The sequence below is a fragment of the Xanthomonas sp. 3793 genome (assembly GCF_024806835.1).
In the GTDB taxonomy this organism is placed as follows: domain Bacteria; phylum Pseudomonadota; class Gammaproteobacteria; order Xanthomonadales; family Xanthomonadaceae; genus Xanthomonas; species Xanthomonas arboricola_F.
Genome location: NZ_JANTYU010000004.1, coordinates 305,412 through 328,764, shown reverse-complemented (window position 1 = coordinate 328,764; position 23,353 = coordinate 305,412). Strand labels below are relative to the sequence as shown.

Sequence of the window (23,353 nt, the reverse complement as noted above, 5' to 3'; positions counted from 1 at the left end):
TGCTTCGCACCGTACCCTCACCCCAACCCCTCTCCCGTGGGGAGAGCGGCTTGCCACCACGTATCTGAAAGGTCACGTAAGGTCGCGTTACGTAGGTGCGCAATATCGTTCTTCTCCAGGTCCGAGTCCACAGCAAACGACAGCGACAACGAAAGCGCAAACGACAACTACAACTACAACTACAACTACAACTACAACTACAAATCGAAACTTGACGCCAGCAACTAAGCTAGCGCACCACCTGTGTCGCAAGCTTCGCCAACCGACGCATCGCGCGTTCCAGCGGTTCGCTCCACGGCTGGCCGCAGGTCAGGCGGAGATGATCTGCGTAGTCGCCACGGCTGGAGTACAGATGACCCGGCGAGGTGCCGATGCCGTCGGCCAATGCGGCGTCGAACAAGGCCTGGCCACTTCCACCATCGGGCAACTGCAGCCACAGCGATAAGCCGCCCGCCGGGTCGCCGACGCGTGTGCCCTGTGGCCAATGCCGCACGATCGCATCGCGCAGGCGCTGGCCGTTGTCGGCCAGGGTGCGGCGTAGCTTGCGCAGATGCCGTTCCAGATCGTGGTGCGCGAGATAATCGGCCAATGCCAGTTGCGGCAGGCTGGCGCTGCCAACGGTGGAAAAATACTTGGCGCGTACCAGCGCATCGGTCCAGTCGCCGCCGAGCAGCCAGCCCGCGCGCAGCCCCGGCGCCAATACCTTGGAAAACGAGCCGCAGGTGATCACGTTGTTGTGCGTGTCGAAATGCCGTAACGGACGAGGATGCTGACCCGACCAATCCAGTTCGCGGTAGATATCGTCCTCGATCACCACCGTGCCATGTCGGGCGCAGCTGTCGAGCAGTGCGCGCTTGGCGCTGTCGGGGGTGAGGCTGCCATTGGGATTGTTGAAGTTGGGCACCAGCACCGCTGCGCGCGCCGGCGTGCGTTGCAGCAGTGCATCCAGACGGGCGACATCGATTCCCGCGCCGGTAAGGTTGGGCACTTCCAGCACCTTGAGTCGCAAGGCGGCAACGGCTTGCAGGATGCCGTGGTAGGTAGGTGTCTCCACCAGCACTACATCGCCCGGCGTGGTCACCGTGCGCAGTGCCAGGCTGATGGCTTCCATCGCGCCGGCGGTGATCACCACTTCTTCCGCAACCACGCTGGCGGCGCAATGTGCGTAACGCTGGGTTATCTGCCGGCGTAAAGCGGCGTCGCCCTGGGGCGGGGCGTAGTCGAGCGCGGCAGTGCGGTGTCGACGCAACTGCCGCGCCAAGGCCGCGGCCAGCTGCGTGCCGGGCAGTAATGCAGGGGCCGGCGTGGCCGTATGCAGTGGCACCAGGTCGGTACGGGCGACGGTATCGAGCACGCGCTGCAGCGCCGGGTTGTCGACCATGCCGGGTTTGCGTTGCCGCGCTGCCCTGGCCGCGACCGGTGCGGCTGCGGCGATGGTGCGGACGAAATAGCCCGAGCGCGGACGCGCCTGCACCCGTCCTTCGCGCTCAAGCTGCAGGCAGGCCTGCACGGCGGTGGCCACACTGACGCCATGGGTCGCGGCCAGCTGCCGGATCGACGGCAATCGCTCGCCCGCGCGCAGGGTGCCGGCCTCGATCCGCTGCCGCAACTGCGTTGCCAATGCCTCGTACAGCAACATGCTTCCGGCTCCATCTGTACTGGTCAACTTGCAGGGTATCTGAATCTGTCATGGTCGCGCATGGCACTGCAGACTGAACGTGCCCGATGAATGCGTCGGGCCTCTGTCCTGCCTGTGAGGTCGATCGTGCCTAGTGTCTATATCGCCGCTGTTGTTCTGGTTGGTACGCATCGCCACTGCGTCTGCGCTGCGCGATCGCGCGTGCAGCGCAGCGACGCCGCCACATCGGGCAATCGCAGGCATTGGCGCTGCGACAGGCAGGCCGCGTGCGACCGGAGCGTTGCATGAGCGCGGCGCCTGCCGCTTGGCGCGCATCGGCAGGCGCGTCGCGCCGTGCGCTCTGGCAGTTGCTGGTTGCCGAAGTGTTGATCGGGTCGGTTGGCGTATTCGTGCACGAGAGCGGGCAGGACCCGGTAACGGCGGTGTTCTATCGCTGCCTGTTCGGTGCATTGTTTCTCACCGTCTGCGGCTTGATCGGCGGGCAGTTGCGCGGGCTGTGGCACGAGCGCGCGTTGGTGCGCGATGCGGCGATCAGTGGTGTGCTGCTGGTGTTGAACTGGGTGGCATTGTTCGCCGGCATGGCGCGCTCGTCGATCGGCGTGGCGACGATGGTGTATCACGTGTTTCCGTTCGTGATGCTGATCCTGGCGGCGTTGCTGCAGGGCGAGCGCACGCGGCGCGCCGATCTGGGCTGGACGCTGCTGGCGTTTGTGGGCGTGGCGTGTTCGGCCGATCCGGCGCGGCTGTGGCAGGCGGCCGACCGCGGCTATCTGCTCGGGATTGCGCTGACCCTGCTGGCGGCCCTGCTATGCGGCGCATCCTTGTTGATGTCGCGACGCATCAGTCGCGAGCGGCCGTTGGCGGTGGTCACGGTGCAGTGCTGGGTCGGGACGGTGCTGCTGGCCGGATTTTCGAGCAGTGCCGCGTTGCATCCGGGCATGCATTGGGTGTGGCTGGTGGGCCTGGGCGTGATCCACAGCGGGATCGTGTATGTGTTGTTTTATTCGGCGTACCGGCATCTGCCGGTGGCCACGATCGCGGTACTGGCCTTCGTGTACCCGCTGGTCACGCTGCTGCTGGATTATCTGCTGTATGGCCACGCGCTGGTGCCGGTGCAATGGCTAGGCCTGACCCTGATCGTGCTCGGCACGCTGGCGGTGAATCTCAAATGGCGCTGGCCACGTCGCGCATTGGCGCGGGCATGAGCGCGCGCCGCCACGCGTGAAGCATGGCGGCGCACACCGTCAACGCACGTCGCGCATTTCCCAGTGATGGCCGGCCAGGGCCTGCATGCGCTGTTTGAACAGGTCGCCGGGGATGCTGGTGGTGGCGACCAGGTCGATGCGCAGATCGTCCTGCTTGCCGGTGACGGTGGCCGACGGATCGGTGATGCCCAGTGCGGGGTCCACCTCGTCCGGGTCGGCCTGGAGCTGGCGCCAGCGATCGAACCAGGCCGGATCACGCAGTGCGGCCTGCAACTGTTCGGCGAACGCCTCGGCGCCGTTGGCGGTGAAGCTCACCGATGGCGCGCTGCCGCGGGCGAGCTTGGGGTCGGGCAGGCTGATCGAGTAGCTGACAGGCATGGACACACTCCGTTGAATGACGGCGGCACACTAGCCGAGGCGGGGTGAGAACGCCGTCGAAGGCCGCGTGCCGTCAAGCGCTTGCTTCAGGCAGAAAAACCATGCGGTTCGGCGGCGAAGGCCACCGCCAGCGCGCCCTTGCCCACGTTGACCATGCCGGTCAGGCTCATCACGCTTTCGAACAGTTCCACGCCCTGGCTCTGGCAGGCGGCCTGCAACGCGGCATAGCCAGGCAGGGCGTGCAGCTCGGCCAGCTCGCCGCCATAGCCCACGCACACGGTGGGTGTCATCAGGCCCTCGCGGAGCTTGCGCACGGTGAAGCCGAACAGTTTTTCGGCCGACGGCTCGAAGCCCTTGAGCTTGGCCACCGGTTCGGTGACGCCGCGATACGCGCGCAGCACCGGCTTGATATCCAGCGCGCTGCCCAGCGCGGCGCCGATCAGACCCACGCTGCGATCGCCCTTGGTGCGTGCGCGCGCACGCAGGTAATACAGATCGCGCGGAATCATGTAGCCATAGGTGTGCTCGGCCAGTTGCTCCAGCCGCGCGCGGATCGCCGCCACGCCCTGGCCCTGCTCGCGCAGGCGCACCGCTTCCACTGCGGTGATGCCCTGGCCGGCGAACAGGTTCAAGGTATCGATCACGCGCAACGCGAACGGCGAGCTGTGGCCTGCGGCCTGACGGATCGGCTTGTAGTCGTTGAGGATCGCGAAGCTGGCCTGCATGGCGTTGTCGTAGATCTGGCTGCGCAGCTTGGAGATGGTCAGGCAGAACACGTGGTCGTAATCGATGACCAGGCGCTGCAGGAACAGATCGCGGATCTGGTTGACCGAAAACGGCGTGGTTTCCGCCTCATGTCCGCGTTCGGCCACATGCGCCTGCAGAAAGCTCAGCGTGGCCTCTTCATCGCGGTGATCGGCCAGCACGGCTTCGCCGATGCGGACGCTGATCGGCAGCACGATCACGTTGTTGCGTTGGATGAAGTCCTGCGGCAGATCGCACGCACTGTCCACCACGATTCCGATGCGCATCGTCGCCCCCTCCGGCTATTGCGTCGTCTCTATAAGTGCAAACGCTATCGCAAAACCCGCCTGGCGCGTAGACCCATCGGCTGACTGCCTGCGCCGGACCCAGCCCTGGCCCTGGCCAGGCAGCCGTCTACGGCCTGCCCGAGCGGCCAAGTGCCTGGCGAGATGCGGCCACGTCACCGGCCACCGGGCGGCCACCAGGCCGGCGCAGGCCGGGGAGGCATGTGGCTCTGCACCATTTGCGTGCCAGCCCGGGCCGGAACACTGAGCGGTACATGGCGCCTGGCGGGGCCAATGGTGGCGAACTGAGGATCAGGACACGTTCGGGCTGCAAGGTAGCGCCCGTTATCGTGCTTGGCGGGGCTGTCCTGCCGGAATCGCTATAGCTCCTGTCGCGGCGCCGCTGCTAGGGTCGGCCGCAACCGCTGCAGGGCGGTCCCGGGAGCGCCGCACTGGCGCCGTCGCGCCGAACACCATGGAGAGTCCACATGCACACCACCCCATCCAACACCCTCACGCAGACCGCTGCGCAGGCGCCCACCACACGGCGGCGCGCATCGCGCTGGTGGAAGGCCGCGCTGGCAATCGGCCTGGTAGCGCTGGCACCGGCGGCGCTGGCCGGGCCGTACAAGATCTTTGGCAACCACTATGCATGGGTCAACAATTTCAACGATCCCAACAACATCATCCAGGGCACCTTCGGCACCGGTAGCACGCCGGAGCTCACCGTCACCTTCAACTTCGCCGACTACAACCTGTACGGGTATCCGGCGATCGTGCGCGGCTGGCATTACGACTGGAATCCGACCACCGACACGTTGTTCCCCAAACAGATTTCCTCGATTTCCTCGCTGCCGTTCAAGTTCACCTACAGCGCCGGCGGCACCAACCTGGCGGGCGACTTTGCCTACGACATCTTCTTCCGCTGGGACACCGCCAAGGGCAACCCGCAGCTGGAAGTGATGATCTGGGGCGACCATAACTCCTGGCCGATCGGCACCGTCACCGCCACCAAGGTGATCACTGCGGGCGGGCGCACCTTCGATCTGTGGGAAGGCTTCAACTCCGGGGCCGGCTATTACGTCTACACCTTCATCCCGACCGGTACCGCCGGCCAGCCGACGCTCAAGACCAGCGGCAATCTCAACATCGATGCCAAGCCGTTCCTGACCTGGCTGCAGAACAACCGGTCCAAGGACGGCCGTTACAACAACAGCATGTATCTGCATGCGGCCGAAGCGGGGTTTGAAGTGGTGCGCGGCAATGGCTGGGCCAAGGTCAGCGCCACCATGGATGCCAAGTAAGCCCCATGCGTCGCGCATGGGCCGTCAGCGCAGCGGTCGGTCCATGCAGGCGTGTATGGGCAGTGGTCTGCGCGCTGCGACCCGATGGCGGCTGCCGCTGAAAGATGCCGTATCGAACAACGATGTGGTCGTTTGGGCGGCGCATGCAAACGCATGCGTCGCGCATCGGACGAGGCCACGGTGATCGGTCTGCAGGGATGGCCATGTTCGCGCCCCGTCAGTGCGCGGGCATTCGGCGTGGCGCGAAGGCGTCATTGCGCCGGATGTGTCCACGGTCATCGCCCACCCGCTGGCGTGTTGCCAGATGGCGAGCGTGGCCATCCATCCATCATCGGAGTTCACCTCATGCACGTGCACGCTCGTTTCCGTCTGTCCTTGCGTTGCGGCGTTTTGCCGCGCGCCGCTGCACTGGCCCTGGTACTGGTCGCCTCCAGCGCCAGCGCCGCGACCGGCGAGACCAAGGTCTATGGCACGCAATACGCTTACAACAATAATTTCAACGACAACACCAACAACATCAAGGCGACGTTCGGCTCCGGCAGCACACCCAGCCTGACCGTCACCTATAACTTGCCCAGCGGGCAGTTGTACGGATATCCGGCGATCTGTCGCGGCTGGCATTACACGATGAACCCGGCCACCGACAGCTATTTCCCGCATCAGGTCTCGAAGGTAGGCAGCCTGAGCGGCACGCTGGCCTTTACCACCAAGGGCAGCGGACAGACCGGCGACTTTGCCTACGATCTGTTTTTTCGCAAGGACACCAGCAAGGGCAATCCGCAGCTGGAAGTGATGATCTGGGGTGCCAACAATTCCTACCCGCTGGGCACGTTGACTGCGTCCAATGCATTCAGCTCCGGCGGTGTGACCTACGATCTGTGGGAAGGCAATAATTCGGCCGCCGGCTACTACGTCTATACGTTCATTCCGCATGGCAGCGCCGGTAACAGCAATGCGCTTCCGGCCAAGGGCAGCCTCAATGTCGACGTCAAGGCATTTTTGACCAGGTTGCAGGCGCTACGCGGTGGCGACGGTCGCTACAGCAGCGATCTGTATCTGCAGGTGGTGGAGGGCGGTTTCGAGGTCACCGGCGGGATGGGGTCGGTATCGCTGACCGGTTCGATCGCGGCGAAATAAGCGCGGCAATTCGCCTATGCTGCGGTGACGCGGTTGCTGCATGCAGCGTTGTAAGGCATGGCGCCTGCGCGCAACGCGCAATGCACCAGCATCACACGATGGCCGCGCCAACTCGAACCATGGCCACCACTGCAGCTGCGTTCGTGCAGCGGTGGCCATGCAGGCGTTGCCGGCACGCGCGACGATCTACAGCGCCACCAACTGGATGCTGTCGAACACGACCGCCGGGCTGAGGTAGCCGTTATCCGGCGATCCGGATGCAAGCCCGATCTCGATGCGGTTGCTGCCGGCCTGCAGCGCCGCGGCGGGGATGTCCACCTCATACAGCGTGTTGTTGCCGCGCGTGGTGCCACGGGTGATGCCACGCGTCTTGGGCTGGTTGGGGGCGGCAGGAAGCGGTCCATTCCAGCGTGCGTTGACGGCAACCTGCGGGCGCGCGCCAACCTGCGCCAGCGGCACGAAGATCCGCAGGCGATAGCTACGGACGTCATTGGATGCCAGGGTGAAGTCGATGCGGGTCGGGGTGTTGATGCTGCGCCACTGCACGGCGGGAAAACTCCCCACGCTGCTCGATCCTACACTGTAAGTGACCGGCGCCCAGCGCATGCGGGTGTCGGACGGATGCGCACGCGGCAGCAGGTCGGCATGGCGAAATCCGGCCGGCGTGCCGTCGGGCACACCGATCTGCCATTTCACCGTGCCCGGCAAGGCCACGGCCTGCAAGGCCACCTGCGCGGTGGCATTGGCGAAGACTTCCACCTCGCGTTGCGCCACTTCCAGCTCGTTCTGGTACAGGGTCATGCGGTAGCGGCCCGGCCGCACGCCGGCAACCTGATAATCGCCGCTGCCGTTGGCGGTGGCCCAGTACTGCGCCTGGTCGTTGCGCAAGCCGATCACGGCTGGTTGCCCGGACAGCACGCCGCCGACCCGGCCGCTCACCGCACCGCGCCCGCTGCCGGCCAGATAGCCGCTCACCCCCAGCGTGGCATCGACGAAGTCGGTGCTCAGCTGCGCACTGTTCGGTGCGCCGCCATCGGTAAACAACAGGCCGTAGACGCCATGCAGGCCGCCGCGAAACGCTTCGGTCTGGGTGTGGTCGGAATACATGTAGTTGTAGAGCTCATGCGTCACGCGGGTCTTTTGCGTGGCGATGTCCTTGAAGAACGGTCCGCCGGAACTGCGCTCGCGGTTGCCCATCAGCATGAACACCGCAACCCCCGAGCCGCTGACCCCATGCACCTGGTCGTCGATCATGCGGCGCGCCGAATAGAACTTGGAGCTGGTGCGCCCGTCCGGCAGCAGGAAGACGTCTTCGCCTTCGATCACGCTGCCGACATTGGAGTCGGGTTCCTGTTGCGCGTTAGGCAACCTGGCGACGTTCAGGCGCGCGATGAAGCGCAGCTCGCCCACCGGTAGCAGGGTCGGTGCGTAGGTGGCCATGTAGATCGCATTACGGCCCTTGCGTGCGATGTAGTACTGGGTCAGATCGCCGGCCTTGGCCGACACCACGATCGCCCCGCCGACCACGCGCGCGTCCACGCTGGCGCTGCCCAGGCCCGAGGCGATATGCGAGCCCTTCGATTCGGTGGTCTGCAGCTCGTTGTCGCGGTAGCGCATCGACACGATGTCGCCGTTGTTGGCATTGACCGAAAACACCAGCTCGGCGCCGGTGTCCACCACCACGCGGTCGCCACTGCGGGTGAATCCGAAGGCGGCCAGGGCCGGTGCGCTGACGCCGCCGTACAGGCACAGCGCGCATGCCAGCATGCGCAAGCTGGAGTGGAGCATGTTCAGTTCCTCAGTCGAAGCAAGGATGTGGCCACGATGCCGCTGCGCGATGCTAGGGGGGCGCGAGCTGTGCTGCGAGTGCTCAGGATGCAGAGCGTGCACCCGGTTCAAACTTCGGCAATGAACCTAAGTGCGGGTCACGCTTGCACTGCGACCTGGGGTGGAACGCGTTGATGCGTGACTGCGATGGTTGCGATTGGTCGCAGGTGTTCTAAGGCTGCTCGACCTGGCTCAGTGCGTCACGGGCGCCGGCAATGGCGGCAATCCATTGGTGGCGTTTGCCGATCACAAAGCGGTGCTCATCGCCGTTGTCCAACTGCACGGCGAGCGATGTCGGCGCCACCGGCAGCAGCCCGAACAACCGTGTCCAGCGCGGTTGCAGCGTCACGATTGCGCTCAGCGGCACGGCGAGCGAACGCGTTTGCACATTGAACGTGTGCGGCTGGAACAGCAGCGCGTCGGCAGTGAGGATCAGGCGCCCGCCCACGGCCTCGATTCCGCGCTGCAGATTGGCCGGCGCCTGGCGCAGCACCGCGCGTTGGATCGAACGCAATCCGCCGCCTGCAAACATCATGTCATCGGTCTGCATCGCTGGCATCGCACGTGCGGCGCGGCTGCCAGTTCCAGGCGCCTTGCGCGTTGGCCAGACGGACTTGCCAGTGCTGGGTGTCGTCGCTCAGGCAGGTGGCGGTCGCCTGCAGCTGCGTACCGAACCACTGCGGTGCGCTCAGTTCGGCGATGCCGGTCGTGCCATCCCGGCTGAGCAGCATGCTGGTGGTGGAGATCAGCACGCGCTTGTTGAAATCCACAACGCGCCACTGCTCGCCGTCCATGCCGTCGCGTTGCGCAACGGCCAGATAGCGGCTGCGATCCGGCGCGATCACCACCTGGGTGCCGCCGGGGAGCTGCGTGCCGCTGCGGGTGTCGATCAGCACGCCGGAAAACGTGTCGCCATCGCGGTGATGCAGCAACACGTACGCATCGCGGCGATCGCAATAGCGGTACTCGGCGCCGTCCAGCGGCGCATCGTAGGGCGGGCTGTCGTCGAATACCTGCGTGCCTGCATCGGTTGCCACTTCCAGCCGATGCGCGCCCACGCGCCGCACGCGATCGCCCGCGCCTGCGGCAAGGGCGGCGGCCTCGCGCGTGGCATCGTCCAGATCCGGGCAGTGCAAGGTCACTGCGGTGCGGGCAGGCGTGGTTGCAGCGGCAGCGATCGCTCCGGCACTCGATGACGGGGTGGATGCGGTGTCGCGCTCACAGGCGCCCAGCGCAAGCACGGTGGCAATGGCGGCGCAGCGGACGATGGCTGAAGACGGAAGGGTGGGCATGGCGTTCCAGGAAAAACAGGATCAATCGACCAGCGGGGCTGCGGGTGCCGCATGCGGTCGCGGTCGCAACAGCGCATCGCAGCCGACCGCCATAGCGCCGCCAATGGCATACATCAGCACATCGTGCAGCGTTGCGGTGTTGCCGAGCGCGATATAGGCCGCACTGCCGGGGCGCAGACCAAGCCGGTCGACCAGATGGATGGCCTGCAAGCCTTCGATTGCGCAGCCGATGCCGATTGCCAGGGTGCAGGCCCATCCCGGCGGGCAGCCAAACACGCCGCGCAGGCCGCAATAGACCAGCGCCACGGCGAGCACATCGCCCAGGCTGCCGCGCACCCACGCACCGCCGATCCAGCCGGTGGCGATCGCCACTTCGATCAGCAACAGCGCCACCGCCACCAACAGGTAGACCGCCCGCGCGCGCAACGACAGCGTGCTCATGGCGTCTTTGCGGGCTGCCGCTGGCGGCCCATGGTGAAAGTGCTGGCAAGTGGAATGCGGATGCCGCGCTGCCGGTCGTTGACGGTGACCTGCACCTGCCAGCGGCCGGGCGGGTCGCTCGCCTCCGCACGCACGGCCAGGCTGACCTGCGCCAGATACACATGGCGCGGGTCGCCTTCGATGCCCGTCTGCAGGCACGGCGCATCGACAGTGTTCTGCTCGGCATGCCCGGTGGGGTCGATGACGCGGATGCTGCACACCACATCGGCGCGGCGTTGCGCATCCAGCCCCGGATTGGACAGAAAGATCAGCACGAACATCGTATCGCCGGTCGCGACATGGTCGACCTCGTTGAAGTGCGGGGCGGTGTCGCTGGGCGTGTTCCACTTCTGTTGCCAGTCCGCATCCGGTGTCAGCAACAGGCCGGCGCCCATGTCCTGCACGGTCTTGCGGCTGGGCGATTCTGCAACCGACTCGCCCTGGGCATTGATCCACCCCGATTGCGCCATGCCCGACAGCGGCAGCAACCCGAGGGAGGCAGCGATGATGGATGATCCCAGGCGGGGTAGCAGGCGCATCGGCAGTCCTTGCGAGTGATGCCGGCAGGCTGCCGGCGATGGTGGAGACGCAGGCCGATGCACGCGCGTGCCTGCGTCGGCAAAACCATTGCGATACACGTGCATCGACGCAGGCAGCACTTGCAGCAGCTGAATGGAACAAGCGGTCCACAGCGCAGCGGCCGGCGTGAACCAGGCGCAGTGTACGAGGCGTACATGTCGATTCAGAGCGCCGGCTGCGCCTGTCTGGCGCAGCCCAGACGTGGTGTCGTTGGCGAGGCTTATTTCAGATACGCACGCGGTAGTGGCCCAGCCTGCTGCAGGTAGCGGTCGCGCAGTTCGGTCTGGCGCGAGCGCATCGGCATTTCGCGCCCGCCCAACCAGAGCTGTTCGGCGTAGTGCGCAACATCCAGCGGGTCGCCTTCCCACAGCACCAGGTCGGCCTGCTTGCCCACCGCGATGCTGCCGATACGATCGGCCACGCCGAAGATCTCTGCAGGCACGCGGGTCAGACCGGCCAGACCGGATTCCCACGGCAGGCCGTTGGCCACCGCATTGCCGGCCAGCTGGCGCAGCTTGCGTGCGTTGTGCGAGGCATCGCCGCTCTGGCTGAAGCTGACCTCCACTCCGGCCGCGCGCAGGCGCGCGGCATTTTCCAGCGTGGCGCCGATCTGATCGAAGGTGGCCGGCAGATCGGCCAATGCATTGACCAGCACCGGCACCCTGGCCTGCGCCAGTTGCGGCGCCAGCTTCCAGGCTTCGGCGCCACCGGCGATGGCGATGCGCACTTTCTCGCGCTGTGCCCAGCGCAACAACTGGCGGATGTCGGCCGCGCGTTCCACCTGCACCACGATGCGACCTTGCCCGGCCAGATAGCTGGCCAGCACGCGGCGGCCCATCGGGGTCAGCAAGGCATGCGGCGAATCGGCCGGGACGCGGCCGCGCGCTTCGGCTACCAGCTGATCGAGCAGCATCCATTGCGCCGCTCGCGAGCTTCCGGTGAGATCGGACGCCGCCGCGCCGATGCGGATGAATAAGGCATGCGGGCCGACCGGGTCCGGGCTGCCGTCCAGCCGCACGATGCCGCCCTGGCCGGCGATGAAGGCGCCGCTGGTGGTGGCGCCGAGCGCGGTGAAGCCGATGCCTTCCACACGCGCCACCGGCACCAGCACCGAGTCGGGGTTGTAGGCCAGGGTGACGTCGAACTCGGGGCGCATCGGCTGCTCGGCCAGCTTGATGCCGCTGTCCACGGTGCTGTCTTCGCCGGATACCTCTTCGATACCGATCTCGGTGATGCCGCCGAACAAGGCCGGCGTCAGCGGGCGTCCCTTGGCATCGATCACGCGAGCATCGGCTGGCGCGGCGAGGTTGCTGCCGATCGCGCGGATCACGCCGTTTTGCACCAGCACGTCGGTGTGCTGCAGCGTGCCCTGCGCGGTGGCGGTGTGCACGGTGGCATCGCGGATCAGCACCTGCTGTGCGACTGCAGGCACGGCCAGTGCGGCCATCACCAGCGCGGCCAGCGCGCGCAGGCGCGAGCGTGCGAACGCGGCGCGGCTCATCGTGCCACCTCCTGGCCCAGCATGAAGTCCGACACCGGCTGCAGTGCGCGGTCATGCCGGTCGTAGACCTGCGCACCGTCGATGTAGACCTGTTCGGCCAGCGCGTAGGAGCTGAAAGGATTGCCGTTCCACACCACCACATCCCCCATCTTGCCCGGCTCCAGCGCACCGGTCTGTTTCTCGATACCCAGCGCCTTGGCGGCGTTGCTGGTGAGCCAGCGGATCGCGCGTTCGGGCGCGATCTCGGTGCCGCTGCGGCGTGCGTTGGCGATCACCTTGGCGGCCTCCTGGTTCAAGCGCTGAATGCCTTCTTCCGAATCCGAATGCACGATGGCGCAACTGTTGGCCGGCCGGTCGACCATGGCGATGTTTTCCTGGATGCCGTCGAAGGCTTCCATCTTGAAGCCCCACCAATCGGCCCACAGCGCGCCGCAGACGTTTTCCTGCGCCAGCCGGTCGGCCAGCTTGTAGGCCTCCACGCCGTGATGGAAGGCGGCGATGTGGAAACCGAATTCCTTGGACAGGTCGAGCATGGTCGCCATCTCGTCGGCGCGGTAGCAATGGATGTGCACGCGGATATCGCCGTTGATGGCGCCTGCCAGCGTGTCGAGTTTGAGATCGCGCTTGCCGCCGGCATCGCCGCTGCTGTCGTTGTCGCCGCCGCGGCTCCACCAATGCCGCTTCTTCTCGGTCTTCTTCTTCGGTGCGTTCTTCTGCAGATATTCGGCCGCATCGATGAAGGCGGCGCGGTAGCCGGCCACGTTGCCCATGCGGGTGGCGGGGCCGCCCTTTTCGCCGTACACGCGCTTGGGGTTTTCGCCGCAGGCCATCTTCAGGCCCCACGGCGCGCCGGGAAACTTCATGCCCTGGTAAGTGGTCGAGGCCACGTTCTTGAGCGTGACGCCGCGCCCGCCGATCAGGTTGGCCGAGCCCGGCAGGATCTGCAGCGAGGTGATGCCGCCGGCCAGCGCGGTGCCGAAGCCCGGGTCCTGCGGCCAGATCGAATGCTCGGCCCAGACGTTGGGTGTGACCGGTGCGGTCATCTCGTTGCCGTCGCTGTGCGCGCTGACGCCGGGGCTGGGGTAGACGCCCAGATGCGAATGCACGTCGATGATGCCGGGGGTGACCCACTTGCCGGTGCCATCGATGCGACGCGCGTCGGCGGGCGCCTGCAGTGCGCGGCCCACCGCGGCCACCTTGCCGTCGCGCAGCAGCACATCGGCATCGTCCAGCCGCTCGCCGGTGCCGGTCAGCACCGTGGCGTGCTGGATCAGCACCGGACCGGACGCAAGCGCGCGGTAGGTGCTGGGGTAGGGGTCTTGCACAAACCGCGATGCTGCAGACGCAGGCCCGCACAGCAGCGCCGCGCCAAGGGCGGCGAACAGGATGGAACGCATGGATTTCCCCGGTGAAACGAAAACGTAGGCCGCAAACCTAGCCGCCAGCGCCGTGCTTGCCAAGTGCTGAAGGTGCGGTTGCGGCTGCTTCATCACATGCAAGCGTGCATGCTGTGCCGTATTCCTCAGGGGGAGCGTCGATGATTGCCAAAACAGAGCGCAACAAACAGGCCGATGTGGTGCTGGCCTTCTGGGAGCTGGCCGGCTCGGCACGCTGGTTCACGCATAACGATGCGTTCGATGCCAACTTTCGCCAGCACTTCAGCGAGCAGCATTTTGCTGCCGCGCGGGGCGACTATGCGCATTGGATGGCGCGTGCCGAAGATGCGCTGGCGCTGCTGATCCTGCTGGATCAGTTTCCGCGCAACGCGTTCCGGGGCAGTGCGCATGCCTATGCGACCGACGGGCTGGCGTTGCGTTATGCCAAGCAGGCGCTCGACCATGGGTTCGACCAACAGGTGTCTGCGCAACTGCGGCTGTTTTTCTATCTGCCGTTCGAGCACGCGGAAGATCTACAGGAGCAGGCGCGCGCCATGCAGCTGATCGCCGCCCTGGACGATGCCCAGACGACGCATTGGGCGCAGGAGCATCAGCAGATCATCCAGCGCTTCGGGCGCTTTCCGCATCGCAATGCAGTGCTGGGACGCGAGACCACCGCAGAGGAACAGCAGTTTCTCGACGAGGGTGGATTTGCCGGTTGAGCGCTGGCGTGGCGTGCGTGCGCCACGCGGCTTGATGGGATCGGCGCCGGTGCGCAATGGCGCAACCGGCATCGTGCGCGCGCAACAAGGGCGATCAGCAGCCGCCCGGCAATCCTTCCGAGCGCCAGCCGGCGCCTTCGCCGAGCAGCAGATAGAACCCGTAGCTTTCGTAGCCGCTTTCCGACAGCACAAAGTCCAGCGTGCCATTGCCGTCGATATCGCCGAACTGCAGCAGGTGCGTCCGCAGCGGCAGGTCTTCGCAATCATCGCAGCCGCTGGCCGCGCTGCCCCGGCGGAACTGCCAACGGCTGCCGTCGTGCTCGAAGATCGCTAGCACCACGAGTACGCCGGTCGGGTTGTCCAGATTGCCGGTCTTGGTCGGGTGGTTTGCGGTGAGCACCGCCACGCGCCGCTGCGGCTGCTGTGTATCGGTCACGATCTGCAGCGACGCTGCGTCCTGCGCGCGGTCCGCCTCGAAAGCCGCCAGCGCTTGAGCCAGCGCCGCCGGCTTGACGGTCTTGCGCAGCTGCGTGGCGTCGCCCACCTGACGCAGCAACTGTGCCTGTTCGGCAGCGGTAGCGGCGCGGCCGACGAAACGCTTGCCCGGATTCAGATCCACCGTCGACAACAGCGGCGAGTGCGTCAGGGTGGGATTGCCCTTCAAGCGCAGTTTCGAAGTGCCGCCGCACATGCTGTTGTCGTCCACGCTCAGCGCGGCAAGGCGCACGTTGGCGGTGGAAGCGCCGTTATCGAAGGCCTGCAGCGGTTGGTTCACCAACGACTTGGGCAGGGTGGAGTCGTTCGCCACGCCCTTGCCCAACCACACCGGGATGTATTCCAACGGGTCGTCGGACGGCTGGCTGTCGTAGGTCGGCACCAGCAGCACGGCGCGCGTGGGGTCGGCGGCATGTGCGGCCAGTGGCAACAGGGCGGCCAGGGCGAGCGCGATCAGACGGGTGTGCATGTGGCGAAGTCCTTGCGGGTGTCGATCCATGAAAAAACGGGCGCTCCATGGAACGCCCGTTTCGGTATGCAGCGGTGCGTGGCGTCGGTCGCCGCGCTCAGTATTTCGCCACGCCGTTGTCCACCTCGTCCGACCAGGCGTCGATGCCGCCGGTGACGTTGTAGACGTTGCTGAAGCCCAGCCCGCGGAAATGTTCGGCCGCCTGCAGGCTACGGCCGCCGCGGTGGCACAGGAACGCCAGCGGGGTGTCCTTGGGCAGCTGTTCGATGGCGGTGCGCTCGTGCGCATCCAGGGTGCGGAACGGTGCGTTGACCGTGGCCAGCGCACGTTCGTCTGCCGGGCGCACGTCCACCAGGGTCAGCGTGCCCGCCTTGAGGCGGTCGTCGGCGTCGCGCACCGACAGCTCCTGCACCGGCTTGGGCGCGTTGGGGTTGTCGATCGCCAGGCCGCGGCCGCGGATGTCGTCCACCCAGTCGATGGTGATGCCGTCGGCGCGGCGCGCGCTGGCCAGGTCGAACTGCACGCGCAGGCCGTTGGATTCGGCGGCGATGGCGTTGGGGTTGGTCGGCGCCAGCTGGAAGTTTGGCTGGAAGTTCGCATCGATGGCCAGCGTCAGCGACGCATCCGGCGCATCGGCCAGCGCGCCCTTGAGCATCTCCACCGCGGCCGGGGTGATGGTGATCTTGGGCGGGCTGCGATCCGGCGCCTGCAGGCCGAGCATGCTGCTCAGCTCGCCGCTGTCGGCCATCTGCAGGATGATGTCGCTGCCGCCGATCAGCTCGCCATCCACATACAGCTGCGGAATGGTCGGCCAGTCGCCGTAGGCCTTGATGCCCTCGCGGATCTCCTGGTCGGCCAGCACGTTGACGTGGGCATAGTCGATGCCCAGCCCGTCCAGCACGCCGACCGCCTTGGCCGAAAAGCCGCACTGCGGCATGCCGGGCTGGCCTTTCATGAAGAGCACCACGCGGCTGGATTGCAGCAGCGTATCGATACGGGAACGCAGGGCGGGATCGAGGGACATGGCAGCACTTCGGTGAGAGCGTGGAGACCGGGCATTCTACGCCGCATGGCATCATGCGGCATGACCACGCCGGAAACGCTGTATCGCATCCCTTCCCACCCCTACCGCTGGGTGGGCTTGTTCGTCCTCTCGCAGGTCGCGGTGGCGGTGCTGTGGTGGCATCTGGGCTGGGCCTGGGGCCTGCCGGCGCTGCTGGTGTCGCATGCGGTGTTCGTGGTGCCGGTGTTCCTGCCGCGCGCACGTTTGTACGCGCCGGTGCTGGCGCAGCTGCCCGGCGCCGCGCCGCAGGTCTGGCTGACCATCGACGACGGCCCGTCCGACGACACCCCGGCCATTCTCGAACTGCTCGATGCCTACGACGCCAAGGCCACCTTCTTCGTGGTCGGCGCGCGGGCCGAGCAGCGGCCTGAACTGGTGCGCGAGATCGTGCGCCGCGGGCACGGCATCGGCAACCACAGCCATACCCATCCGCAGGCCTGGTTCTGGGCATTGGGGCCGCGCCGCATGGCGCAGGAAATCGGCCTGGCGCAGCGTACCCTGGCCAGCATCACCGGGCAGGCCCCGCGGCTGTATCGCTCGGTGGTGGGCATGACCAACCCCTTCGTCGCCTCGCCACTGCGCGCGCACGGGCTGACCCGCGTGGCCTGGAGCGCACGCGGCTTCGACGGCGTGCACTGCGAGCCGGACGTCACCATCGCGCGCATCGTGCGCGACCTGCGCCCCGGCGCCATCGTGCTGCTGCACGAAGGTGCTGCGCATGGCCACAACCTGGCCATCCTGCGTGGCGTGCTGGAAGCGATGCGGGTGCGCGGGCTGGTGGGGATCGTGCCCGGAGCGAAGTAACACGCGCGGATGTCGCGTTGCCGTAGGCCTGCAATCGGGATGCGGGCGGTGCAATGGCCCGCGGCATCGACGCACGTGCGCCTTGCTGCAGCCAAACGCGGTCGGCCATGCATGGCGTCCACCAATTCCCATACGCGCCGATGGGCTGTCCGGGGCCGTCATTGACGGCGTGACGCGCGGATTCCGTGCCGCAAGCCGATGTGCGTATTGCCGGGCGCCCGCCCGGTACGTCGTGTACCGGAGCAGCCTCTTTGCCGTGGATTGCAGCGCATCCAACGTGCGCCTCTATTGACAGCGCTCCGGCCCGGATCGACCATGCGCGCCCCAGCCAGCTCTTGGGTCGCATCGTGCACGGTGTGGCCGTGCCAGCCTCAGTCGCCGTCATCGACGGCAGTTTCCGATCATGAGGCTGACAGCATGTTCTATCGCCCCGCTTCCGTGCGCGCCGCCGTGCGTGTAGATCTGAGTGTCCCGCGTGCCGGGATGACGCGGTCCTTGCTTGCGCTGGCCTGCGCGTGCCCCGCGCTGGCCGCCGCGCAGGCAAACGCCCGCGATCCGGTCGATCTGGATCGCCTGCAGATCATTGCGCATCGCGGCGCCGCCACCGAAGGTAACGATTCCTACACCGCCGATGTCGCGCGCAGTTCGACCAAGCTGGAGTTGTCGCTGCGCGACACGCCGCAGTCGGTGGTGGTGGTGACGCGCCAGCAGATCGTCGACCGCAACCTGCAATCGCTGCAGGACGTCACCGATACCGTGGCCGGCTTCAATTCGCCCACCTGGGACACCGAGCGCACCTACATCACCGCGCGCGGCTTCGAGGTGGACTACTACCGCATCGATGGCATTCCCACCGACTACAGTGGCGATGTACAGCAGAACATGGCCATCTACGACCGGGTGGAGATCGTCCGCGGCGCCAATGGCCTGACCTCCGGCGCAGGTAGCCCGGCCGCATCCATCGATCTGTTGCGCAAGCATGCCGACAGCGAGGTGCCCACCGGTCGCATCGATCTATCGGCCGGCCGATGGGACCGCTATCGCGGCACCGTCGATGCGCAATCGCCGTTGAACGCCGCCGGCACCGTGCGCGGCCGCGTGGTGACCAGCTATGAGGACAAGCGCTCGTTTCGCGATTACTACAGCAAGCGGTCGTCGCTGTTCTACGGCATCGTCGATGCGGATCTCAGCGATGCCACCAGCGGCTACATCGGCATCAACAAACAGCGCAACGATGGTCGCGGCACCACCTGGGGTGGAGTGCCGGCTTACTTCAGCGACGGCAGCCGTACCCACTTTGCGCGTTCGGATTCCTTTACGCCGCGCTGGGCGCGCGGCGTGGCCGATACCACCAACGCATTCGCCGGCCTGACCCATCGCTTCAACAACGGTGCGCAGCTGCATGTGGAGTATTCGCATCAACGGTTCGAAACCGACTGGAAGTCGGTACTGTTCGGCTATCTCGATTATCCGGACAGGGACACCGGTCTGGGCCTTGCCAGCACCTTTGGAGGGCGCTATCCCACGCTCAGCGCACAGAACAGTCTGGATGCCTATCTCAGCCTGCCGCTGACGCTGTGGGGCCGCGAGCACGAGATCGTGGCCGGCGCCACCTGGATGAATCGCAACCTGCGCAGCTGGTCCAATGCACCGCTGCAACCCTTGACTGCGGAAAGCGTCTACGCCTGGACGGGCACGATGACGCAGCCGCAATGGACCGCGCTCACCAAGGGCGAAGACCGCGATGTGCGCCAGGTTGCCGCCTATGCGGCCGGGCGTTTCCAGCTGAGCGAGACCTTGAAGGCGATCGTCGGCGCACGCATCACCGACTGGAAAAATACCGACCAGCTTGTGCCTGCAAATTCGTACGAGCGCCGCGGCCGCACGACGCCGTACGCGGGTCTGATCTTCGATGTGGACGACCGCCATTCGCTGTACGCCAGCTACACCGGCATCTTCAAACCACAGAACAACCGCGACCGCGATGGGCGCTATCTCGCCCCACTTGAAGGCAATAGCTACGAGGTCGGTGCCAAGGGCGAGTATCTCGGCGGCCAGCTCAATGCCGCGTTGGCGCTATTCCGCATTGAGCAGGACAACCTGGCGGTCAACGACCCGGGGCAACTGGTGCCCGGTACCACCACCCAGGCTTATCTCGCCGCCAAGGGCACGGTCAGTCAGGGCGTGGAGTTCCAGCTCGATGGGCAGCTGTCCGAGCAATGGCGGGTCGCGTTCGGCTTTGCCCAGTTCGATGCCAACGATGCCAGCGGTGTCGATGTGAATCCAACCAGCCCGCGTCGTGAGGCTACCCTGTTCACCAGCTGGCAAACCGGCCCGTGGCGCGTGGGCGCTGGGCTGAGCTGGCAGTCGGCCATCCACGAGCTGATGGCGGGGCCGCAAGGCACGACGCAGCGGCTGACCCAGGGCAGCGTGGTGCTGGCCAATGCGATGGCGCGCTACGACATCAACCAGGCCTGGTCGGCGCAGCTCAACGTGCGCAACCTGTTCGACCGCACCTACTACGCCAACATCGTGTATCAAAGCCAGTTGATCTACGGCGACCCGTGCGATGTGGAGCTGACGCTGTCCTGGAAGTTCTGACCTTGCTCAAGACGACAGGCTTTGGCGGCATCGATGCCGCCAAAGGTCCCGCGACGGTTGGCGGGCAGGGACCAGGCGAGATGGTCGTTGTGCATGGCCTTCAACAAAACAGCCTGCAAACTCTCTGGCGCGGTGCGCTTACCGCTTGCGGCATGGATGCTGCCATCGAGCTTCCACGCACGGATTCACGGCGTGTCCCGTGAGCGGTGAGGGTACCGCGCACTTGGCTAACCAAGCCTTTGCCTGCATCTAAACGACGTAGCGACTCGATGACTTGGTTGTCCCGAAGTGCCTGGTCGGCGCGGGTAGATTCGTTGTAGAGCGGCTGCTCTGCGGCTTGGCTGCATGGTCCTTGCCCGCCCACCATCGCGGGACACGCCGTGAATCCGTCCATGGAGGCTCTTACGCGGCATCCATGCCGCGTAAGGTCCCGCGACGCTGGGCGGGCAAGGACCCGTCGAGATGGTCGGTGTGCTTGGTTTTTCAACAAGGCAACCAGCGGATTCTCTGGTGCGGTGAGGATACTGCTCTCGAACAACGTAGCTCGGGATCATCCGCATCACGTCAACAGCGGCTGTCAAAACGACTGCGCGGCCCGTGCTCGGTGCGGCACGTGCTACGCGTCCAACCCGGTCTCTGCGTGCTATCCACATCCATCCGGCGACCGCGCGTTAGGTCTTGTCAGCCGTTCTGAATCGAGCCAGGCACGTTGTGCACGGCCTCAGCGCGGCTCGGCCACGATCAACCAATTATTGAATGGCGTGTTGCCGTACAACGGCGCAAACGTGGCACGCAGACCGGCGGCATCCAGCTGCGCCTGCAGGCTGTCGCGGGTGGGATAGCTGCGCGGCATACGCTGCATCCAGCCGCTCAGATGCGCCAGCACGTCGGTCACCCGGCTGGTGCGGCCACGGCTGCTCGCATCGCCCAATGCGCTGCGGATCACCAGCTTCGCGCCCGGCGTCAGCATCTGCGCCACGCTGCGCAGCAGGCTGGCCTGCATGTCTTCCTGCAGATATTGCAGCACGTCCAGAATGGTCACGCTGCCGCGGTGTTGCGGCCATGCCACGCTCAGATCGACCACGGCGAACTGCGTATTGCCCAATGCCGAGCGCTGCGCGATGTGTTGCGCGCGGCGGATCTTGGACGCGTCCACATCCACCCCGTGATACGCCAATGCCTGGCCATCGGCACGCAACGCATGCGCGAGCAGGCCCAGCCCGCAGCCCAGATCCAGCACGGGCGCAGTGGTGCTGCGCAATTCGGCCAGCACGCCCGGATACAGGGGATCAGTGCGCAGCTTGGCCTGGGTGTAGTAATAGTCGTAGCGATTGCCCAGCGGATGCGGCGGCAGAAACGCGCGCGCGATCGCCAGCGCCTGCGCGCGGCTCATGGGTTGGGTGGCGGTGCTGTGCAATGTCGTTCCTTGGCAATGAGGCGTGTTGCGCGGCTAGCTTAGAGCATCGCGCGCCGCTGGCAGTGCCAATGCGGTCCAGCGTGCATACATGGCGCCGGAGGGGTGCAGGCCATCGTCGACCAGCATGTCGGCAGCATCGCCGCCATCGCGGCTGGTGGCGGTGATGTCGACAAAGCGCACCGCGCGTGCGGCGCAGCGTTCGGCGGCCACGCTGTTGAAGGCATCGATCTGTGCACCGATCAATGCCGCATCTCCGCCTTGCGCATGCGCAAACGGGGTCAACCCCCAATCGGGAATCGACAGCACGAACACGCGTGCCGCAAGCCCGCCGGCGAACCCGATTGCACGCTGCAACAACGCATCGAACTGGCTGCGGTACTCGTCCAGCGAGCGCCCGCGGTACTGGTTGTTGACGCCGATCAGCAGGCTGACCAGCTCGAACGGCCCCTGCGGCGCGGCCGCATCGAGACCGGCCTGCAGTTCGTCGGTGGTCCAGCCGGTGGTAGCGATGATCTGTAGCGGCGCCACATTCCACCCGTGGGCACGCAGGCCATCGACCAGCTGCACCGGCCAACGCTGCGCAGGGGCGACGCCTTCGCCAATGGTGTACGAGTCGCCCAGCGCCAGATAGCGCAGTGGCGTGCCGGGCGCCGCCATCAAGCGACGCTGCGCGACTTGAGTGGCACCACCTTGGTCACCGCCTCCGCACGCCGGGCCAGTGCGCGGTCGATGCGCGCGAACACATCGCGCATGACGCTGGCTTCCGGCATCAGGGTCACGCGGAAGTGATGGCGGTACGGCACGTTGAAGCTGGAGCCGGGCACCACCAGCACGCCTTCCTCGTTCATCAGGTCGAGCGCGAACTCGTGATCGTCGAAGTTGCGCGCCGCCGCACCGACCACCGCCGGGAACGCATACAGCGCGCCCGCCGGTGCCACCAGCGACAGATGCTCACTGGCCGCACAGGCCTCGATCACCGCACGGCGGGTTTCGTACAAACGCCCACCCGGCGCGCACAGCGCCGAGATGGTGTCCGGGCCGTTCACTGCCGCATCGATGGCGTACTGGCCCGGCACGTTGGCGCACAGGCGCAGCGCGCCGAGCAGATCCATCGCATTGCGCAGGTCGTTGATGCGCGACTGCTCGCCCGACAGCAGCGCCCAGCCCACCCGCCAGCCGCAGGCGCGGTGCACCTTGCTCAGCCCGCCGAAGGTGATGCACGGATGCGCCCCTGCCAGCGGCGCCACCGGTACGAAGGCGGCGTCGTCGTAGAGCACCTGGTCGTAGATCTCATCGACCATCAGCAACAGGTTGTGCTTGGTCGCAATCGCCACGATGCGCTCCAGCAACTCGCGCGAGTAACTGGCGCCGCTGGGGTTGTTCGGATTGATCAGCACGATGGCGCGGGTGCGCGAGGACACCAGCGTCTCGATCTCCACCGGGTCCGGCTGGAAGCCGTTTTCCGGCGCGCAGCGGTAATACACCGGGCGGCCGTCGTTGAGGATGGTAGCCGCCGACCACAATGGATAGTCGGGCGAGGGCACCAGCACTTCGTCGCCGGGGTTGAGCAGGGCGCGCAGCGACAGGTCGATCAGCTCGCTGACGCCGTTACCGACGAAGATACGCTCCGGGTGCGCATCGGGGTGCTGGCGCCGCGCATACGCGGTGGCGATCGCCTCGCGCGCTTCCGGCAGGCCCTGCTGATGGGTGTAGGGATCGGTGCGGCCCATGTCGTCGGCGATCGCGCGCTGCAGATGCTCCGGCGCACGGAACCCGAATGCGCCCGGGTTGCCGATATTGAGCTTGATCAGCTTGCGGCCCTGCGCCTCCAGCTCCCGCGCTCGTCGCGCCAGCTCGCCCCGGATCTCGTAGCGGACTTCGGACAGACGCTCGCGGATGGCGAGCGGCTTTTGCGGGGCAGTGGACATGCGACGGGCCGGTTGTAGGCGTGAGGCTTGGCATGGTAGCGGAAATAGCACAGGCGGGCATGCTTGCATCGGCAACGATGTCAAGGGGCGCTTCAGCCCGCGCGCAAG

Annotated in this window: 21 protein-coding genes; 6 read left to right on the top strand and 15 right to left on the bottom strand. The window is 66.2% G+C overall.

Features of this window, described 5'->3' with window-relative positions; all coding sequences use genetic code 11:
• Window positions 1–229 precede the first annotated feature (229 nt).
• Window positions 230–1,639, bottom strand: a complete 1,410-nt coding sequence (locus tag FHY18_RS14900; RefSeq protein WP_259156460.1) for a PLP-dependent aminotransferase family protein — start codon at window positions 1,637–1,639, stop codon at window positions 230–232.
• A 284-nt stretch (window positions 1,640–1,923) separates the two neighbouring features.
• On the opposite strand from FHY18_RS14900, the gene FHY18_RS14895 reads away from it, so the two are divergent.
• Window positions 1,924–2,844 carry a DMT family transporter gene (locus FHY18_RS14895; protein ID WP_259156459.1) on the top strand — a complete coding sequence of 307 codons (921 nt, stop codon included), beginning with the start codon at window positions 1,924–1,926 and terminating at the stop codon, window positions 2,842–2,844.
• Window positions 2,845–2,883: 39 nt separating this feature from the next.
• Here the strand turns inward: FHY18_RS14895 and FHY18_RS14890 are convergent, their stop codons facing one another.
• Both FHY18_RS14890 and FHY18_RS14885 read right to left on the bottom strand, forming a co-directional pair.
• Complete coding sequence (locus FHY18_RS14890; protein WP_259156458.1) at window positions 2,884–3,222, bottom strand: hypothetical protein; 339 nt, start codon at window positions 3,220–3,222, stop codon at window positions 2,884–2,886.
• Window positions 3,223–3,308: 86 nt separating this feature from the next.
• Window positions 3,309–4,253, bottom strand: coding sequence for a DegV family protein (locus FHY18_RS14885; RefSeq protein ID WP_259156457.1), 945 nt, complete (start codon window positions 4,251–4,253; stop codon window positions 3,309–3,311).
• A 485-nt stretch (window positions 4,254–4,738) separates the two neighbouring features.
• On the opposite strand from FHY18_RS14885, the gene FHY18_RS14880 reads away from it, so the two are divergent.
• Window positions 4,739–5,554: a cellulase gene (locus FHY18_RS14880; RefSeq protein ID WP_259156456.1), complete on the top strand. Its 816-nt coding sequence runs from the start codon at window positions 4,739–4,741 to the stop codon at window positions 5,552–5,554.
• Between the two features lie 390 nt (window positions 5,555–5,944).
• Window positions 5,945–6,691, top strand: coding sequence for a cellulase (locus FHY18_RS14875; RefSeq protein ID WP_259156979.1), 747 nt, complete (start codon window positions 5,945–5,947; stop codon window positions 6,689–6,691).
• A 186-nt stretch (window positions 6,692–6,877) separates the two neighbouring features.
• Here the strand turns inward: FHY18_RS14875 and FHY18_RS14870 are convergent, their stop codons facing one another.
• The 7 genes from FHY18_RS14870 to FHY18_RS14840 form a co-directional block, all read right to left on the bottom strand.
• Window positions 6,878–8,479 (bottom strand): rhamnogalacturonan lyase B N-terminal domain-containing protein, encoded by a 1,602-nt coding sequence (locus FHY18_RS14870; RefSeq protein WP_259156455.1) that lies wholly within the window; start codon window positions 8,477–8,479, stop codon window positions 6,878–6,880.
• Window positions 8,480–8,690: 211 nt separating this feature from the next.
• Window positions 8,691–9,032, bottom strand: a complete 342-nt coding sequence (locus FHY18_RS14865; RefSeq protein ID WP_259156977.1) for a hypothetical protein — start codon at window positions 9,030–9,032, stop codon at window positions 8,691–8,693.
• Between the two features lie 22 nt (window positions 9,033–9,054).
• On the bottom strand, window positions 9,055–9,810 hold the full coding sequence (locus FHY18_RS14860; RefSeq protein WP_259156454.1) for a hypothetical protein: 756 nt from the start codon (window positions 9,808–9,810) through the stop codon (window positions 9,055–9,057).
• A gap of 21 nt (window positions 9,811–9,831) precedes the next feature.
• Window positions 9,832–10,251: a DUF2809 domain-containing protein gene (locus tag FHY18_RS14855; protein WP_259156453.1), complete on the bottom strand. Its 420-nt coding sequence runs from the start codon at window positions 10,249–10,251 to the stop codon at window positions 9,832–9,834.
• Window positions 10,248–10,829, bottom strand: a complete 582-nt coding sequence (locus tag FHY18_RS14850; RefSeq protein ID WP_259156452.1) for a hypothetical protein — start codon at window positions 10,827–10,829, stop codon at window positions 10,248–10,250. The genes FHY18_RS14855 and FHY18_RS14850 overlap by 4 nt, the downstream gene beginning before the upstream one ends.
• Before the next feature lie 260 nt (window positions 10,830–11,089).
• Entirely contained in the window at window positions 11,090–12,370 is a 1,281-nt protein-coding gene (locus FHY18_RS14845; RefSeq protein ID WP_259156451.1) for an amidohydrolase family protein, read from the bottom strand.
• Entirely contained in the window at window positions 12,367–13,767 is a 1,401-nt protein-coding gene (locus tag FHY18_RS14840) for an amidohydrolase (RefSeq protein WP_259156450.1), read from the bottom strand. The genes FHY18_RS14845 and FHY18_RS14840 overlap by 4 nt, the downstream gene beginning before the upstream one ends.
• Window positions 13,768–13,907: 140 nt before the next feature.
• Here FHY18_RS14840 and FHY18_RS14835 point away from each other — a divergent pair, with 140 nt between their 5' ends.
• Window positions 13,908–14,468 (top strand): DUF924 family protein, encoded by a 561-nt coding sequence (locus tag FHY18_RS14835; RefSeq protein ID WP_259156449.1) that lies wholly within the window; start codon window positions 13,908–13,910, stop codon window positions 14,466–14,468.
• Window positions 14,469–14,562: 94 nt separating this feature from the next.
• On the opposite strand, the gene FHY18_RS14830 is transcribed toward FHY18_RS14835, so the two are convergent.
• Together FHY18_RS14830 and grxD are read right to left on the bottom strand one after the other, a co-directional pair.
• Window positions 14,563–15,432: a hypothetical protein gene (locus FHY18_RS14830; RefSeq protein WP_259156448.1), complete on the bottom strand. Its 870-nt coding sequence runs from the start codon at window positions 15,430–15,432 to the stop codon at window positions 14,563–14,565.
• Between the two features lie 97 nt (window positions 15,433–15,529).
• On the bottom strand, window positions 15,530–16,456 hold the full coding sequence (grxD, locus tag FHY18_RS14825) for a Grx4 family monothiol glutaredoxin (RefSeq protein WP_259156447.1): 927 nt from the start codon (window positions 16,454–16,456) through the stop codon (window positions 15,530–15,532).
• A gap of 45 nt (window positions 16,457–16,501) precedes the next feature.
• On the opposite strand from grxD, the gene FHY18_RS14820 reads away from it, so the two are divergent.
• Together FHY18_RS14820 and FHY18_RS14815 are read left to right on the top strand one after the other, a co-directional pair.
• The gene (locus tag FHY18_RS14820) at window positions 16,502–17,299 is read left to right on the top strand and encodes a polysaccharide deacetylase family protein (RefSeq protein ID WP_259156446.1); all 798 of its coding nucleotides are present in this window, start codon (window positions 16,502–16,504) and stop codon (window positions 17,297–17,299) included.
• A gap of 483 nt (window positions 17,300–17,782) precedes the next feature.
• Window positions 17,783–19,900, top strand: coding sequence for a TonB-dependent siderophore receptor (locus FHY18_RS14815; protein ID WP_259156445.1), 2,118 nt, complete (start codon window positions 17,783–17,785; stop codon window positions 19,898–19,900).
• A gap of 721 nt (window positions 19,901–20,621) precedes the next feature.
• Here the strand turns inward: FHY18_RS14815 and FHY18_RS14810 are convergent.
• The 3 genes from FHY18_RS14810 to FHY18_RS14800 are packed head-to-tail and all read right to left on the bottom strand — an operon-like array spanning window position 20,622 to window position 23,245.
• Window positions 20,622–21,293: a class I SAM-dependent methyltransferase gene (locus tag FHY18_RS14810; protein WP_259156974.1), complete on the bottom strand. Its 672-nt coding sequence runs from the start codon at window positions 21,291–21,293 to the stop codon at window positions 20,622–20,624.
• Window positions 21,294–21,350: 57 nt separating this feature from the next.
• Window positions 21,351–21,974, bottom strand: a complete 624-nt coding sequence (locus FHY18_RS14805) for an SGNH/GDSL hydrolase family protein (RefSeq protein WP_259156444.1) — start codon at window positions 21,972–21,974, stop codon at window positions 21,351–21,353.
• A complete protein-coding gene (locus tag FHY18_RS14800) occupies window positions 21,974–23,245 on the bottom strand; it encodes a pyridoxal phosphate-dependent aminotransferase (RefSeq protein ID WP_259156443.1) in 1,272 nt (423 codons plus the stop codon). Before FHY18_RS14800 ends, FHY18_RS14805 begins: the two co-directional genes overlap by 1 nt.
• Window positions 23,246–23,353: the final 108 nt, after the last annotated feature.

Coding starts and splice junctions, on each gene's coding strand:
- FHY18_RS14900 (WP_259156460.1), bottom strand. CDS start 1,639: ATGTTGCTGTACGAGGCATTGGCAACGCAGTTGCGGCAGCGGATCGAG.
- FHY18_RS14895 (WP_259156459.1), top strand. CDS start 1,924: ATGAGCGCGGCGCCTGCCGCTTGGCGCGCATCGGCAGGCGCGTCGCGC.
- FHY18_RS14890 (WP_259156458.1), bottom strand. CDS start 3,222: ATGCCTGTCAGCTACTCGATCAGCCTGCCCGACCCCAAGCTCGCCCGC.
- FHY18_RS14885 (WP_259156457.1), bottom strand. CDS start 4,253: ATGCGCATCGGAATCGTGGTGGACAGTGCGTGCGATCTGCCGCAGGAC.
- FHY18_RS14880 (WP_259156456.1), top strand. CDS start 4,739: ATGCACACCACCCCATCCAACACCCTCACGCAGACCGCTGCGCAGGCG.
- FHY18_RS14870 (WP_259156455.1), bottom strand. CDS start 8,479: ATGCTCCACTCCAGCTTGCGCATGCTGGCATGCGCGCTGTGCCTGTAC.
- FHY18_RS14860 (WP_259156454.1), bottom strand. CDS start 9,810: ATGCCCACCCTTCCGTCTTCAGCCATCGTCCGCTGCGCCGCCATTGCC.
- FHY18_RS14855 (WP_259156453.1), bottom strand. CDS start 10,251: ATGAGCACGCTGTCGTTGCGCGCGCGGGCGGTCTACCTGTTGGTGGCG.
- FHY18_RS14850 (WP_259156452.1), bottom strand. CDS start 10,829: ATGCGCCTGCTACCCCGCCTGGGATCATCCATCATCGCTGCCTCCCTC.
- FHY18_RS14845 (WP_259156451.1), bottom strand. CDS start 12,370: ATGAGCCGCGCCGCGTTCGCACGCTCGCGCCTGCGCGCGCTGGCCGCG.
- FHY18_RS14840 (WP_259156450.1), bottom strand. CDS start 13,767: ATGCGTTCCATCCTGTTCGCCGCCCTTGGCGCGGCGCTGCTGTGCGGG.
- FHY18_RS14835 (WP_259156449.1), top strand. CDS start 13,908: ATGATTGCCAAAACAGAGCGCAACAAACAGGCCGATGTGGTGCTGGCC.
- FHY18_RS14830 (WP_259156448.1), bottom strand. CDS start 15,432: ATGCACACCCGTCTGATCGCGCTCGCCCTGGCCGCCCTGTTGCCACTG.
- grxD (WP_259156447.1), bottom strand. CDS start 16,456: ATGTCCCTCGATCCCGCCCTGCGTTCCCGTATCGATACGCTGCTGCAA.
- FHY18_RS14820 (WP_259156446.1), top strand. CDS start 16,502: ATGGCATCATGCGGCATGACCACGCCGGAAACGCTGTATCGCATCCCT.
- FHY18_RS14815 (WP_259156445.1), top strand. CDS start 17,783: ATGACGCGGTCCTTGCTTGCGCTGGCCTGCGCGTGCCCCGCGCTGGCC.
- FHY18_RS14810 (WP_259156974.1), bottom strand. CDS start 21,293: ATGAGCCGCGCGCAGGCGCTGGCGATCGCGCGCGCGTTTCTGCCGCCG.
- FHY18_RS14805 (WP_259156444.1), bottom strand. CDS start 21,974: ATGGCGGCGCCCGGCACGCCACTGCGCTATCTGGCGCTGGGCGACTCG.
- FHY18_RS14800 (WP_259156443.1), bottom strand. CDS start 23,245: ATGTCCACTGCCCCGCAAAAGCCGCTCGCCATCCGCGAGCGTCTGTCC.